General features: G+C 32.3%; 18 protein-coding genes. 6 read left to right on the plus strand and 12 right to left on the minus strand.

All coding sequences use genetic code 11. From position 1 onward, the window contains the following. The first annotated feature begins 85 nt into the window (after positions 1–85). On the plus strand, positions 86–376 hold the full coding sequence (locus EL082_RS08135; RefSeq protein WP_049416369.1) for a hypothetical protein: 291 nt from the start codon (positions 86–88) through the stop codon (positions 374–376). Between the two features lie 10 nt (positions 377–386). On the opposite strand, the gene EL082_RS08140 is transcribed toward EL082_RS08135, so the two are convergent. Together EL082_RS08140 and EL082_RS08145 are read right to left on the minus strand one after the other, a co-directional pair. Continuing rightward, positions 387–614 (minus strand): hypothetical protein, encoded by a 228-nt coding sequence (locus tag EL082_RS08140; protein WP_049416372.1) that lies wholly within the window; start codon positions 612–614, stop codon positions 387–389. Positions 615–628: 14 nt separating this feature from the next. Further along, positions 629–1,384, minus strand: a complete 756-nt coding sequence (locus EL082_RS08145) for a phage antirepressor KilAC domain-containing protein (protein ID WP_049416376.1) — start codon at positions 1,382–1,384, stop codon at positions 629–631. Between the two features lie 47 nt (positions 1,385–1,431). Between EL082_RS08145 and EL082_RS08150 the strand changes: the two genes are divergently transcribed. After that, positions 1,432–1,809, plus strand: coding sequence for a DUF2513 domain-containing protein (locus EL082_RS08150; protein WP_049416380.1), 378 nt, complete (start codon positions 1,432–1,434; stop codon positions 1,807–1,809). Here the strand turns inward: EL082_RS08150 and EL082_RS11935 are convergent. Together EL082_RS11935 and EL082_RS08155 are read right to left on the minus strand one after the other, a co-directional pair. After that, positions 1,801–1,977 carry a hypothetical protein gene (locus EL082_RS11935; protein WP_023374903.1) on the minus strand — a complete coding sequence of 59 codons (177 nt, stop codon included), beginning with the start codon at positions 1,975–1,977 and terminating at the stop codon, positions 1,801–1,803. The genes EL082_RS08150 and EL082_RS11935 overlap by 9 nt on opposite strands. Positions 1,978–1,990: 13 nt before the next feature. Next, positions 1,991–2,251, minus strand: coding sequence for a helix-turn-helix domain-containing protein (locus tag EL082_RS08155; RefSeq protein ID WP_049416382.1), 261 nt, complete (start codon positions 2,249–2,251; stop codon positions 1,991–1,993). 191 nt (positions 2,252–2,442) lie between these two features. On the opposite strand from EL082_RS08155, the gene EL082_RS08160 reads away from it, so the two are divergent. From EL082_RS08160 to EL082_RS08175, 4 genes are all read left to right on the plus strand, one after another. Next, positions 2,443–3,081 carry an XRE family transcriptional regulator gene (locus EL082_RS08160; RefSeq protein ID WP_046464317.1) on the plus strand — a complete coding sequence of 213 codons (639 nt, stop codon included), beginning with the start codon at positions 2,443–2,445 and terminating at the stop codon, positions 3,079–3,081. A 51-nt stretch (positions 3,082–3,132) separates the two neighbouring features. Further along, a complete protein-coding gene (locus EL082_RS08165; RefSeq protein WP_232012182.1) occupies positions 3,133–3,729 on the plus strand; it encodes a hypothetical protein in 597 nt (198 codons plus the stop codon). 700 nt (positions 3,730–4,429) lie between these two features. After that, complete coding sequence (locus EL082_RS12115; RefSeq protein ID WP_257875483.1) at positions 4,430–4,555, plus strand: hypothetical protein; 126 nt, start codon at positions 4,430–4,432, stop codon at positions 4,553–4,555. Positions 4,556–4,900: 345 nt separating this feature from the next. Then, positions 4,901–5,926 carry a tyrosine-type recombinase/integrase gene (locus EL082_RS08175; protein ID WP_049416388.1) on the plus strand — a complete coding sequence of 342 codons (1,026 nt, stop codon included), beginning with the start codon at positions 4,901–4,903 and terminating at the stop codon, positions 5,924–5,926. A 166-nt stretch (positions 5,927–6,092) separates the two neighbouring features. Here the strand turns inward: EL082_RS08175 and EL082_RS08180 are convergent, their stop codons facing one another. From EL082_RS08180 to trxA, 8 genes are all read right to left on the minus strand, one after another. Next, positions 6,093–6,611: a YfcE family phosphodiesterase gene (locus EL082_RS08180; RefSeq protein ID WP_002466007.1), complete on the minus strand. Its 519-nt coding sequence runs from the start codon at positions 6,609–6,611 to the stop codon at positions 6,093–6,095. Continuing rightward, positions 6,604–7,191 (minus strand): XTP/dITP diphosphatase, encoded by a 588-nt coding sequence (locus EL082_RS08185; protein WP_002466003.1) that lies wholly within the window; start codon positions 7,189–7,191, stop codon positions 6,604–6,606. The genes EL082_RS08180 and EL082_RS08185 overlap by 8 nt, the downstream gene beginning before the upstream one ends. A 15-nt stretch (positions 7,192–7,206) precedes the next feature. Next, positions 7,207–8,004: a glutamate racemase gene (gene racE / locus EL082_RS08190; RefSeq protein ID WP_002466008.1), complete on the minus strand. Its 798-nt coding sequence runs from the start codon at positions 8,002–8,004 to the stop codon at positions 7,207–7,209. Positions 8,005–8,156: 152 nt separating this feature from the next. Further along, complete coding sequence (gene sdhB / locus EL082_RS08195) at positions 8,157–8,993, minus strand: succinate dehydrogenase iron-sulfur subunit (protein WP_015365172.1); 837 nt, start codon at positions 8,991–8,993, stop codon at positions 8,157–8,159. Continuing rightward, positions 8,993–10,759, minus strand: coding sequence for a succinate dehydrogenase flavoprotein subunit (sdhA, locus tag EL082_RS08200; RefSeq protein WP_002450644.1), 1,767 nt, complete (start codon positions 10,757–10,759; stop codon positions 8,993–8,995). The genes sdhB and sdhA overlap by 1 nt, the downstream gene beginning before the upstream one ends. Before the next feature lie 53 nt (positions 10,760–10,812). Continuing rightward, positions 10,813–11,427 (minus strand): succinate dehydrogenase cytochrome b558 subunit, encoded by a 615-nt coding sequence (locus tag EL082_RS08205; protein WP_002466009.1) that lies wholly within the window; start codon positions 11,425–11,427, stop codon positions 10,813–10,815. 407 nt (positions 11,428–11,834) lie between these two features. Then, on the minus strand, positions 11,835–13,619 hold the full coding sequence (uvrC, locus tag EL082_RS08210) for an excinuclease ABC subunit UvrC (RefSeq protein ID WP_002466005.1): 1,785 nt from the start codon (positions 13,617–13,619) through the stop codon (positions 11,835–11,837). A 133-nt stretch (positions 13,620–13,752) separates the two neighbouring features. Beyond that, positions 13,753–14,067, minus strand: coding sequence for a thioredoxin (trxA, locus tag EL082_RS08215; RefSeq protein ID WP_002450647.1), 315 nt, complete (start codon positions 14,065–14,067; stop codon positions 13,753–13,755). Between the last annotated feature and the right edge of the window lie 58 nt (positions 14,068–14,125).

Consider the following 14,125-nt stretch of genomic DNA (forward strand, 5'->3'; position numbering starts at 1 on the left):
TCACTCCTTTAAATTGTTTGTTCGATTGTAGGTTAATATATAAATTTATCTTTCTGCTATACTCCTTATATGGAGGTGATATTGAATGAAGAAAGTTTATACATTAGAATTTTTAGATGGTTCTACTATTGATATTTTTGATGAGACTGTAATTTCTGGTGTCGTTAATTGCGATGATGAAAAAACATTTTATTCTAAAGTGGTTTACGAAGATAATTGGAATGGTGATCATAACTCTCCTAAATCACTTAGCACGTATCATGTTCATGTTGGTATAATGGGTTTTTATACTTCTGTCGATATGTTTTTCATCCAAGATGATAGATACGACGATAAAGCGTTTATGACCTCATCAATCAAATCAATACAATTCTAATTTTTATGCGTCACTTTTTAATTAAAGTGGCGTTTATTTTTTCTTCTAAATCTAATAACGCTTGGTCATATATAGTTGCTAAATGTTGAGTCTTGAAATGTGATTTCGCTAAAATTTTTAGTTCATTTAAATTTTCTTTAGCGTCTCCGTATGTTTGGCTTTCTGAAACAACTCGCTCTAAAACCTCCTGTGATAATTTATTAACTTTTAATAAATGGTGTTTTACTATTTCGTCCAATTAACTCACCTCCTTTAAGTTGTTTGTTCGATTGTGGGTAGGATGTCGTTATCTTTAAGTAATTCATAGATGAAAAGACGTCCTTTTTGTGTCCACTTGGTATTCATTCTTACTGATGTACTCCCATCTTTATGCTCAATTTCTGTAGTTGATGAATGTGTATAACCTTTGTCTTGAATATTTGAGTAAAGTAACCATTGTCCTGATTGTTTGTATTGAACTTTTAAATCATGAAGTAGTTTGTTTAATGCTTGAGCTGACATACCGTAATCTTTTGCAATTTGGCCGACAGTGACCAAACTTTTATTATTCAAGATAGTATCTAAATAAGATGCTTTAGGTTCATATTCGGCTATTTTCTGTTTGTTCATGTTATTTTCCAGTTCTAACTTCTCTTTTTCTTCTACTGTTTGAAGTAATTGTGTTAAAGCTTCTTTATATGTTCCAGGTAATCTGCTTTGAATCGCGTTCTCCATCTCGTTGAATTTGTTGATGTACGCCATTTTGAATTCGTTATGACCTTGAATGTTGAACATGTATAGAGTGAAACCGTCTTTGGTTAGTAAGTATTCTTTTCTACTTTCTCCTTTAGAATCTTTATATTCGCTTGGAATGATTAACGAGCTCACATTTGAGCCGGTTAAAATTTTCTCTAATCCTCTGAGTACATTTTTGTGAGTTCTATTTAACTCATTCGCTACTACTCGACTAGAAACAACTGCTCCTAATTCTGTATTGTTTTCAATTTGAATTTCTTGTAATGCTTGCATAACTTGTATGCTCCTTTCTGCTATACTCCTTTTAAGGAGGTGATAATATGGAATTAAAATATGAACTTATACGACAAGTTCTATTAGTTGTTGAAAGTAAGAAAGACTTAAGAAATTTCTTAGACCATGAAGATATATATGTTGATATAGATTCAAATAAATATTCTAAAGATGATGTTGCATACACACTGTTAAAGTCTAGAGATGCTGGTTTAATCGATGCTGAACCTATAAAAGGCTCTGAACTTTCTAGTTTTATGATTGGTCATCTTACATTCACCGGTCACGAATTTTTAAATAGTGTTGCTGATGAAAATGTATGGAAAGAAACAAAATCAAAAGCTTCTAAATTAAAAACCGTTACTCTACCTGTATTGCAACAATTAGCGGTATCAGTAATGAACAAACAATTAGGTTTAAGCTAATTTGAATTCTTTTCCTTGAATCAGTGCATAAAGGTTGTTTCTTGTTTTTGGGAATTTTGCGTATAACGATTCATAACTATCAATTAAACAATTTGATTCAAATATAGGTCGTCTATTATTTTCTTCGTCATAGTAGTAATAGATGACTTTTTTATTTTGTTCATGCATTTGTTTTCCTCCTTTAAGTTGTTTGATGTTCTTTTTCTTCGACTAAAACGTATTTAAAATACGATTCGTCTTTTAAAAAAATAATCTCATCGATTGAGACTTCTAAAGTGTTAGCGATTTTAAACGCATCTTTAGGTTTAATCATTTCTGGATTGTTTTCCCAAAAATTATATGTTGATGGCGAAATACCTAATTTACTAGCGAAAGATGATTGAGTATAACCTTTTCTTTTGCGCCATTCATCTAATTTTAGGTTCTGTTTGATGTGATTCATTTTTTGACCTCCTCGTTAAGCTCTGATTAGATTATATCGAATTATAAATACGATTTCAAGTGTTTTTCGTAATTATTTTTTTGAAATTAGTAATTTTATTTTTGTAAATCGTATTTTAAGTGTTGCAATTACGATTTTTCATAGTATAATAAAAAGTGTCAAAAACATCATATATAAGGAAGGTAATTAAAATGGCTTTCAAAAATTCCATCAAAGAGATTAGATTAGATAATAGACTATCGAAAGTTGAAATGGCTAAAAAATTAGATGTTTCCGAAGGCACAATAAGAATGTGGGAAAACGGTAAGAATGAACCTAGAATGGGAATGATTGAAAAAATATCTAGCTTATTCCATGTTTCAAAAGGATATCTTTTAGGGGAAGTAGAAGAATCAACACTACCAGATTTTGACGGCGAAGTTGATATTCCTTATTATGGCAAAGTTTCTGCAGGTAATTTTGAAGAAATGACAATTGACAATGAATCAGTCAAAGCACCAAATTTTGCATTCAATGGTCGTAAACCTAGCGAATGTATTGCTTTGCAAGTAAATGGAGATAGCATGAACAAAATTTTGGCTAATGGATCATACATAATCGTACATGATTATAGGAAGAATCAAGACTATAAGTTAAATAGTAATGATATTCTAGTTCTTCGTTTAGGTGGCGAATACACGGTAAAACGTGTTAGACGTACTGAAACAAAGTTACATTTAGACCCAGTAAGTTATTCTGATGAGTTCAAAACGAATTCTTATGATTTAGATTCTATAGATGAAATTGAAGTAATTGGAAAAGTTATTTATAACTACCAAATTTTTGATTAATAAGCGACCTAGTGACGCTTTAATATAAAAATATATAAAGGGGCAACAAAAATGAAATTTAAAATATTAGGAACTGCATTACTATCTGCAACATTATTATTAACTGCATGTGGTCAAAATGATGACAACACAAAGAAAAATGATAACAAAAAATCAGAAAGTAAATCTGATAAGAAGTCTAATGATCCAAAGAAGAATAAAGATAAAAAATCAGAGGAAAATAAAGAGAAAGATAACAACAAAGAAAAAGACCAATCAAGTGAAGATAATCAACAAAATGAACAGTCTAATGCTCAAAATAATTCTCAGAACAATTCAAATCAGAATAACCAACAAGCTCAACAGTCTCAACAACAACCTGCTCAAAACCAACAAGCAAATGCACAACAAAACAGTGGTGATCTAAATCAAGAACAGATGGAAGCTAATGCCAAAGTTGCTAAACAAAACGGTTATACTGGTGAAGCTAATGGAGATATGGGTGGTGTCCCAACTTCTAATGAATCGTTAAGTGAACGAGAGATTCAAAATGAAATTAATCAAAAAGCAAATACTGAAGAAGGTGCAGAAGTGATAAGAAGGTTAGGACAACAAGGAATTAAAGTCGAAGATCCTTCTAAAGCTCAAAGTTACGAAGTTAATGAATAATAATTTTAGTTTCTTTTGTATTATTAACCGTCTTACTGACACTTTAATATAAATTTATAAAGGAGAAATATAATGAAAATAATTAATTACCAAGTTAAACTGAGGAAAATTTATTATACCGTGAGAACTAACAGAGGTAATGTTTTTAGGAAGTCACGTCCTAAAAAGGAAAGTATTATAAAAACACGCAGAAAATTACAAAAATACGCCAGAGAAATTGATGAAAAAAGACAGTAAGTCCAAAGGAGTCGTAGATGATGACATTCGTTATTGAATGCCTATTAATTTTACTAATTGTAAATATTATTTTGTTAATCATCAATATTTATAAACTTATAAAAGCGAACGAACAAATTTACAAAAGAGCTTATACCATGTGGACGGTATTAACCATAGTTTTTATCTCTATTATCGTGATAATACTATATAATTTTATTTTTTTATAATTATATAATTCGCATTTAGTTACTGCATATGGTCAAGATGAAATAAACTTAATCTAAGGGGATGAATACATTGATCTATGTGATTATCGGTTTATTTTTAATTAGTATTTTTTTATTTATTTTCAGTTTCTTTTTATCACAAACTGAAGGGATAACTTATAAACACACATGTAGAACAATTTCATTGGCTTTTTTAGCTGTAAGTATAATCTCATTTCTAGGATATCTAATTTTATGATATGGTGGTGTTTATTGTGAAATTTAAATTTATTATAGCAGTTATTATGATGGCAACTTTATCATTATCTGCTTGCGACCGTCATGCAGACAATGTACTTAAAGATAATAATAAAATAGAGGATAAAACAACTAAACACTAATCCTTAAATCTTATTTTGATTGCTAGAAAGGACTTTTAAAATATTGTTTTATTTTCTTTTCGGCATTATTTTCATAATTACCATCACTTTCCTACATTCACTTTATGTAATTGTGAAAATTCAAGAAAAGAAGTTAACTATTAAAATTATATTAATCTATATAATTTTATATTTTATTATTTTAATAGTTTTGGTAACAATTCTAATAAATATAATGCAAATAAATGAATTTAGTTGATTCTAACTCTCTATTAAAAAGAGTACATTTTAACATACTCTTTTTTTATATTTTTAGGGTAGTCCGCCTACCCTTATTATTTTTTACCTTTTTTGAGGAGGGATAACATGCAAACACGATGTTATGACGGTAAAAAATGGCAATACGAATTTAAGTATGAAGGCAAACGGTATAGACAAAAAGGTTTTCGAACAAAAAGAGAAGCTAATTCTGCTGGATTAGATAAGTTAAATGAGTTAAAGCAAGGCATTGATTATGAACCTAATTTAACCCTGTATGACTATTTTAAAACGTGGTGTGAAACGTTTAAGAAATCGACTGTAACACCCAAAACATATAAATCTTACGCTGCTGCTATAGAACATATCAATAACCACCCTATTGGCAAGAAAAAGCTGAAAGATTTATCCAGGTATCACTATCAAGATTTTATTAATGAATTTTCAAAAAATCATTCTAAGGAGTCTATAAGAAAATTAAATGGCTATATAAGAACATCATTAGACGATGCAGTATACGAAGGGCTTATTGCAAAGAACCCTACCTTTAAGGTTAATTATAGGGCTAATAACCCTAATAAAAGTGAAGATAGTAAGTATATCAATCTAAAAGATTATGAAGTGTTAAAACAGCATTTGATGACTAAAGACAACGCATCATCACTCGTACTATTCGTCATGATTTGTACTGGTTGTCGTATAAGTGGCGCGTTAAATCTAAAGCGTGAATATATCAATCAAATTAAAAGCGAAATATATATTGATGAACATAAAACTGATTCATCTCCACGTTATGTGTCTATTAGTCAAAAGGATATGAATTATATCATTAAATCTATTGATCAATTACCTAGAACAATTGACGGTACTATCTTTGGTGAACTAACAAACAATGCAGTTAACAAACGTTTAAAAAAATATTGTAACAATCTAGGTATCAAAGAAATCACTTCACATGCTTTACGTCATACTCACTGTTCATATTTACTAGCCAAAGGCATTTCTATATATTACATTTCGAAAAGACTAGGACACAAAAATATATCAGTTACTACTGAATTTTATTCACATTTACTTGAAGAAACATACAAAGAAGAAGATGCAAAAGCAACACAAATAATAAGTGCAATGTGATTTTTAGGGGCCCATTAGGGACCCGAAAGCCCATGAAACCCGTCGTTATAATGTTTATAGTATCCCTCCCAGGACGCTAATAAGAGTTGTAATCTACTGAGATTACAACTCTTTTTTATTACATTTTTATATGCAAACTAGAAAACAGTTAGGCAATATTGAATGCCTAACTGTTTTCTAGTTTGAATTCGATTGTATCTATCGCTTTATTTTCACGATTTCTAAAATTCAAAGTACATTGTAATGTCGTATCATCAATGATAAGTTCTGCATAAGTTTCTTCAACAGTACTTCTTGATTGTGAAATACTGCCTGGGTTAATCACGTGCACGTTGGCAAGATTTTCATATTTAGCAACATGTGTATGTCCGTAAAATGCTAATTGCGCACCAATAGTCTTAGCTTTTTCAGCCAATTTCATTCTTGTCTGATTGACCTGATACAAATGTCCATGTGTATAAAATGCACGAACATCATGATGTGTAATAGATTGCTCCTCTGGAAATTCTGGATAAAAATCACAATTTCCTTTAACTCGATGATATAAGCTCAATTCTGTGTCATCATATTGAAATTCAGAATCTCCAAGATGAAGGAATACATCTGCGTCTTGATGTTGATCATACACTTGGTACAGAATACCTGTTTCATTATGATTATCACTAACTATAATCCATTTACTCATTTTTCTCCCCCGCTAAAAATTGTTGTAATTGTTCTATAGCATGACCTCGATGGCTAATTTTAGCCTTTTCGGCATCTGACAATTGTGCCATTGTTTTATTTAAAGAAGGTACATAGAAAATCGGATCATAACCAAATCCATGATCCCCGATTGGTTCTGTTGTTATTTCGCCTTTTACTGTCCCTTTAAATTGGGTCGTCTCACCATTTGGTGCACTCATACTAATCACACATACAAATTGTGCGTTTCTATCAGAAATATTTTCCATATTTTTCAATAATTTATTAATATTGTCTTGGTCATTTTTATCTAATCCTGCATATCTTGCAGAATAGACACCTGGTTCACCATTTAATGCTTGGACTTCTAAACCACTATCATCAGCAATGACTTGTTTATTTAAAGCTTTAGCTGCTGCAACAGATTTTAATTTAGCATTTTCTTCAAAAGTTGTTCCTGTCTCTTCTACATCAAAATCTTTAATTAATTCACTAATACCTATGACATTATGGTTAGGAAATATAGCTTTAAAATCATTAATCTTACCTTTATTATTAGATGCTATTACGATATCTTCCATTAATAATTCCTCCATTTAACCTACTGAAATACGTTCCACTTTAGTATCCATACCTAGCCACTCTTTAATAATATTTTCAATATGCATTGTATCTCCAGTTGCAAAGAAACGATGTGGCGGATGTTGTGTATAACTAGCATGTTCATTACTAAATGTTAATAAAGCACTGACTTCTCTTGCTGTTTCCAATCCCGAAGAAATAACTGTCTTTTTACCACCAAAATAATCATTAATAGGTTTGTATAATAATGGATAATGTGTACATCCTAATATAACTGTATCTGCTTCGCTATTACGCCATTGTTTTAAGGTTTGATGTATCACAATACTGGTAATTGTCGGATCATTATATCTCATTTGTTCAACTAAAGGTACAAACCCAGGACAAGCAATACCATATACTTCTACATTAGGATTAATACGTTTAATATGTTTTCTATAAGCTTCTGATTTTATCGTTCCTTCTGTTCCTAAAATTAAAACATTTTGATTCTTAGTCGTCATTATAGCCGTACGAGCACCAGGTTCAATGACACCGATTACTGGGATTGGTAATATTTTTTGTAAATGTTCTAATGCTACCGCTGTAGCTGTATTACAAGCTATCACAAGCATTTTAATATCGAATTCTACAAGTTTCTGTGCTATTTCAGTTGTGAACTGTTTAACCTCTTCACCTGATCTAGGCCCATATGGACATCTTCCAATATCACCTAAATAATAAATGGTTTCATTAGGAAGTTGTCTCATAATCTCCTTAGCTACTGTTAAACCACCCACACCTGAATCTATTACTCCAATTGGTCTATTCATTGTCTTACATCCTTATTTAATAGTTAACTTTTATTTTATCATAAGCATACTCAAGTGTTGATTAATTCGAACAAAATCACTAATGATGTTTTCATCTAGCAACACATAAAAAAGGGGCACCCCCTAAAAGGGGTACCCCTATAAATTCTATATTAGTCAACTTTGTGGTCAGAACCAAAGAATGATTTAAACATATGGAATGATGTTTCTCTGTTCATTGCTGCAATTGATGTAGTCAATGGAATACCTTTTGGACAAGCATTCACACAGTTTTGTGAATTACCACATTGTTGTAATCCACCTGCACCCATTAAAGCATCTAGGCGTTCATCTTTAGTCATAGCACCAGTTGGATGTAAGTCGAATAAACGTACTTGTGAAATAGCTTGCGCACCAACGAAATCATTTTTTTGAGTTACGTTAGGACAAACTTCTAGACAAACACCACAAGTCATACATTTAGATAATTCGTATGCTGTTTGACGTTTTTTCTCAGGCATACGAGGACCTGGACCTAAATCATACGTACCATCGATTGGAATCCAAGCTTTCATACGTTTCAAGTTGTCGAACATTCTTGAACGATCAACTTGTAAGTCACGAATGACTGGGAATGTACTCATTGGTTCTAAACGTATTGGTTGTTCTAATTGATCAACGATAGCAGAACAAGATTGTCTTGCACGACCGTTAATTACCATCGAACAAGCACCACATACTTCTTCTAAACAGTTCATATCCCATGTTACAGGTGTAGTTTTTTCACCTTTAATGTTAACTGGGTTACGTCTAATTTCCATTAAACAAGCAATGACATTTAAATTTTCTTTGTAAGGAATTTCAAATGTTTCTTCATATGGTTTTGATTCACTATTATCTTGACGTTTAATAATCAATTTAACTGTTTTTTGTTTAGGTTGATTATTTTGATCTTGTGCTGGTTGATTACCTTGAGTTTCTGGAGTGTCTTTTACTGATTGTTCAGCCATTATTTTTTACCTCCTTTAGACTTACTAGTGTAATCACGTTTACGCGGTGGAATTAAGCTAATATCAACTGGTTCATAAGTGAATTTTGGTGCTTCAGTTCTACCTTGGTAGTGAGCCATAGTTGTTTTTAACCATTCTTCGTCATTACGTTCTGGGAATTCTGGTTTGTAGTGTGCACCACGTGATTCGTTACGGTTATATGCACCGATAGTGATTACACGTGCTAATACAAGCATATTCCATAATTGACGTGTGAAGAATACGGCTTGGTTACTCCAAGTTTGTGTATCTTCCATGTCAATATCTTCATAACGTTTCATCAATTCTTGAATTTTCTTATCAGTTTCTAATAATTTATCATTTTCACGTACAACAGTTACGTTTGCTGTCATAATTTCACCTAATTCACGGTGAAGTTTATATGCATTTTCGCTACCACGCATGTTTAATAATTTATCGAAACGTTCTTGTTCTTCTTTAACACGAGCTTCATAGATACTATCATCTAGGTCAGTGTATGAAGTTTCAATTTCATCAAGATATTTAATTGCATTTGGACCTGCAACTGTACCACCATAAATTGCTGATAATAATGAGTTAGCACCAAGTCTATTACCACCATGTTGTGAGAAGTCACATTCTCCTGCTGCAAATAAACCTTTAATATTTGTCATTTGATCATAATCTACATATAAACCGCCCATTGAGTAGTGTACGGCTGGGAAGATTTTCATTGGTACTTTACGTGGATCGTCACCTGTGAATTTTTCATAAATCTCGATAATACCACCAAGTTTAACGTCTAACTCATGTGGATCTTTATGTGATAAATCAAGGTATACCATGTTTTCACCATTGATACCTAATTTTTGGTTAATACATACATCGAAGATTTCACGTGTCGCGATGTCACGAGGTACTAAGTTACCATAGTCAGGATATTTCTCTTCTAAGAAATACCAAGGCTTACCATCTTTATATGTCCAAATTCGTCCACCTTCACCACGTGCTGATTCACTCATTAGACGTAGTTTATCGTCACCAGGAATAGCAGTAGGATGGATTTGAATGAATTCCCCATTTGCATAAATAGCGCCTTGTTGATAAACGATTGATGCTGCTGATCCTGTGTTAATCATTGAGTTAGTTGTTTTACCAAAGATAATACCTGGACCACCAGTAGCCATAATTACGGCATCTGATCCGAATGATTGAATTTCAGAAGTCGTCATATTTTGAGCAACAATACCTCTAGCCGTATTATCGTCATCTTTGACTATACCTAAGAATTCCCAACCTTCGTATTTTGTTACTAGTCCATCTACTTCATAAGCACGAACTTGTTCATCTAATGCATAAAGTAATTGTTGACCTGTTGTTGCTCCGGCAAATGCTGTTCTGTGATATAACGTACCGCCGAAACGTCTGAAGTCAAGTAAACCTTCATTTGTTCTACTAAACATTACACCCATACGGTCTAATAAATGAATAATATTAGGCGCAGCTTCAGCCATCGCTTTGACAGGTGGTTGGTTTGCTAAGAAGTCCCCACCATAAACAGTGTCATCAAAGTGAATCCAAGGTGAGTCACCTTCACCTTTAGTATTTACCGCACCGTTAATACCACCTTGAGCACAAACTGAATGCGAACGTTTTACAGGTACTAATGAGAATAGATCTACATGTGCACCTTTTTCTGCTGCTTTAATTGTTGACATCAGACCGGCAAGTCCTCCACCGACAACAATAATTTTTTTCTCTGCCATAGAAATGTCACTCCCCTGAAATATTAAAACTAAGACTAGTTAATGTGTATTCTTTACATAAATGCAATGATAGCTGATACGCCGATATAAGAAATGATTAAAAATACAATTAACGATACCCATGTGAAGACACGTTGTGATTTTTTAGATTGTAAAATACCCCATGTTACTAAGAATGACCATAATCCGTTAGAAAAGTGGAATACAACTGCAATAACACAAACGATGTAAATTATTGCCCATACTGGATTATGTAGATATTCATGCATCATATTATAATCAACCGCTTTACCGAAGAATGCCTTTTGTAGACGTGTTTGCCATAAGTGCACTGCGATAAAGATGAAAGATAAAATACCACTTGCTCTTTGGAAGAAGAACATCCAGTTTCTGAATAAAGAGTAATGTCCAACATTCTCTTTTGCTGTGAATGCAATGTGTAATCCAAATAAACCATGATATAACAGCGGAATATAGATTAATACAAATTCAACTACCAATAAGAATGGTAATGATTCCATGAAACCTGATGCTTTATTAAAAGCTTCCGCCCCTTGTGTTGCTTGATGATTGACCAATAAGTGAACAATTAAGAATGCACCGATTGGGATAATACCTAATAACGAGTGAATTCGTCTTAGATAGAATTCATTTTTTGATTGAGCCAAAAGGAGTCCCCCCTGTAAACATTTAATTAATTGACTAAAATTATAAAGTTGTATGTAAACTGCCGTAAAAAACCATATAAAATACTAGCTTCTTTTACTTCTTTATTTGGTACTCGTCTCCATTGATTAACTTAAGATACTTTGGAAGCATCCTAATCAAAGTTAAAAAATTAAACAAGTATGGCATAAAAAAGAAAAGGGCTAGTCATGTTATAGATTTCATATAATGATGTCGTAGAATGTCTGTACTATAGCAATTCATGTAACCCTACATGATTGATAACAATTCTCAATTAGAAAACGCTTCCAAACAACTTTAAAAAAATAGCCTTTTGTTAACTATATTGTAACATTATTTAAAGCATTTTTGGACATGAGAATTATTCTCATGTCCAAAAATTGAAATTTTATTTGTTTTGAAGTGCGTGCTGTAAGTTTTTTGCAACATTTTCCGGAAGTCCGGATTTTTTTAATTCTTCTAATGATGCCTCTTTCATTTTCTTAATTGAGCCAAATGTTCTTAATAATTTCGTTTTACGTTTTGCTCCAATACCCTCAATATCATCAAGCACAGATTTAAGTCCTGTTTTCTGTCTTGTCTGTCTATGGAACGTAATAGCAAATCGATGCACTTCATCTTGAATTCGATGAAGTAAATAGAAGGCTTGACTATTTTTCTTTAATGGTACGATTTCTGCACTTGCACCATATAGTAACTCGGACGTTTGGTGTTTATCGTTTTTTTGTAATCCAGCCACTGGTATGTCTAAGCCTAATTCATTTTCAAGAACATCCATAACACCATTCATATGCCCTTTACCACCATCGACAATGATGAGATCAGGCAAAGGTGTACCTTCGTTTAGTACACGTGTATATCGACGTCGAACAACTTCTCGCATTGATTTATAGTCGTCAGGACCTTCGACTGTTTTAATTTTATATTTACGATATCCTTTTTTATCTGGTTTACCATCAACAAAAGTTACCATGGCAGAGACAGGATCCACACCTTGAATATTTGAATTATCGAATGCTTCGATTCTAATTGGTGTCTGAATACCCATTCTTTCACCAAGTTCTTCTATTGCTTTGACCGTTCTAGATTCATCCCTAGCAATCAATTCAAACTTATTATTGAGCGAAACTTCTGCATTATGATTTGCCAAATCAATCATTTCTTTTTTCGCACCACGAGATGGTTGTACAATTTTAGTATCTACAACCGATTGTATGATGTCTTTATCTAAATGTTTCGGAACATGTACTTCTTTCGGTAAAATATGTTGGTTTAAACTATAAAATTGACCGATAAAAGTATAAAATTCTTCTTCTTCAGTTTGTTGAATTGGAATCATCGTAGTATCTCTTTTAATCATATTCCCTTGTCTAATGAAAAAGACTTGAATGCACATCCAACCTTTCGACACGCTATAACCAAAGACATCACGAATCGTATTATCTGTTGACATAATTTTTTGTTTTTTAGTGAGATTATGAATATGTTGGATTAAATCACGGTACTCTTTTGCACGTTCGAAATCGAGAGACTCACTCGCTTTTTCCATGCGTTCTTGTAAATGGTTTAATATTGTTTTGTCCTCACCATGTAAGAAGTCACTAATTTCTTTTGTCATTTGTGCATATTTATCTAAATCGACATCATACACACACGGACCCATGCATTGACCAATATGATAATAAAGACATAATTTATCTGGCATTTTATCGCATTTTCTAAATGGATAAATACGATCTAATAATTTTTTTGTTTCTTGTGCGGAATAAGCATTAGGATATGGACCAAAATATTTGCCAGTCCCTTTTTTAACGGTTCTCGTTACAATTAATCTTGGATGCTTTTCTTTAGTAATTTTGATGAAAGGATAGCTTTTATCATCTTTTAATAAAATGTTATAACGTGGCTGATATTGTTTAATTAAGTTTAATTCTAAAAGTAAGGATTCTGTTTCACTCGATGTCACTATAAACTCGAAATTACGAATTTCACTTACTAAGCGAGTTGTTTTTGCATCATGTGCACCCGTAAAATAAGAACGTAATCGATTACGTAGTTTCTTAGCTTTACCGACATAAATCACTTGATCATTACGGTCTTTCATCAAATAGCACCCTGGCTCCAATGGCACTACATTTAGTTTTGTTTTAATTTTTTCTTGATACGTTTCCATCTATGTCCTCCTCTCTTCGAAAAATTGAATAGCCAACCTTACTCATGTACGTCCTTTATGAGCACGTTAATATAAATAGACAAAACAAAGCTGGAGCATTTATGAAAATGCCCCAGTCTCAGTTTCTATATTCTTATAGATGTTTATCTAATACTTCTGCTAAGTTTTCTTTAGGTTGGAAACCTACTACTTTATCAACTGGTTGTCCGTCTTTAAATACGATTAAAGTTGGAATACTCATTACTTCGTATTTTGCTGCAGTTGATGGGTTTTCATCTACATCTAATTTTAAGATATCTGCTTTACCTTCATAGTCCCCAGCTAATTCTTCTAAAACTGGAGCGATCATTTTACATGGTCCACACCAAGTAGCCCAGAAATCTACCAATTTAACACCAGATTCAATTTTACTATCAAAATCAGAATCTGTTACTTTTACGATTGCCATAATTGCCAATCCTCCTTAATTTTTAAATGATGAGCAAATTATAACAGAATTTATAAGG

The organism is Staphylococcus warneri, assembly GCF_900636385.1.
Classification (GTDB): Bacteria; Bacillota; Bacilli; order Staphylococcales; family Staphylococcaceae; genus Staphylococcus; species Staphylococcus warneri.

Excerpts from the sequence above, each read along its gene's own strand:
- EL082_RS08185 (WP_002466003.1), bottom strand. The coding sequence starts at position 7,191 with ATGGAAGATATCGTAATAGCATCTAATAATAAAGGTAAGATTAATGAT.
- sdhA (WP_002450644.1), bottom strand. The coding sequence starts at position 10,759 with ATGGCAGAGAAAAAAATTATTGTTGTCGGTGGAGGACTTGCCGGTCTG.
- sdhB (WP_015365172.1), bottom strand. The coding sequence starts at position 8,993 with ATGGCTGAACAATCAGTAAAAGACACTCCAGAAACTCAAGGTAATCAA.
- EL082_RS08180 (WP_002466007.1), bottom strand. The coding sequence starts at position 6,611 with ATGAGTAAATGGATTATAGTTAGTGATAATCATAATGAAACAGGTATT.
- EL082_RS08155 (WP_049416382.1), bottom strand. The coding sequence starts at position 2,251 with ATGAATCACATCAAACAGAACCTAAAATTAGATGAATGGCGCAAAAGA.
- EL082_RS08135 (WP_049416369.1), top strand. The coding sequence starts at position 86 with ATGAAGAAAGTTTATACATTAGAATTTTTAGATGGTTCTACTATTGAT.
- trxA (WP_002450647.1), bottom strand. The coding sequence starts at position 14,067 with ATGGCAATCGTAAAAGTAACAGATTCTGATTTTGATAGTAAAATTGAA.
- EL082_RS08150 (WP_049416380.1), top strand. The coding sequence starts at position 1,432 with ATGGAATTAAAATATGAACTTATACGACAAGTTCTATTAGTTGTTGAA.
- EL082_RS08175 (WP_049416388.1), top strand. The coding sequence starts at position 4,901 with ATGCAAACACGATGTTATGACGGTAAAAAATGGCAATACGAATTTAAG.
- EL082_RS08160 (WP_046464317.1), top strand. The coding sequence starts at position 2,443 with ATGGCTTTCAAAAATTCCATCAAAGAGATTAGATTAGATAATAGACTA.
- racE (WP_002466008.1), bottom strand. The coding sequence starts at position 8,004 with ATGAATAGACCAATTGGAGTAATAGATTCAGGTGTGGGTGGTTTAACA.
- EL082_RS08145 (WP_049416376.1), bottom strand. The coding sequence starts at position 1,384 with ATGCAAGCATTACAAGAAATTCAAATTGAAAACAATACAGAATTAGGA.
- uvrC (WP_002466005.1), bottom strand. The coding sequence starts at position 13,619 with ATGGAAACGTATCAAGAAAAAATTAAAACAAAACTAAATGTAGTGCCA.
- EL082_RS11935 (WP_023374903.1), bottom strand. The coding sequence starts at position 1,977 with ATGCATGAACAAAATAAAAAAGTCATCTATTACTACTATGACGAAGAA.
- EL082_RS08165 (WP_232012182.1), top strand. The coding sequence starts at position 3,133 with ATGAAATTTAAAATATTAGGAACTGCATTACTATCTGCAACATTATTA.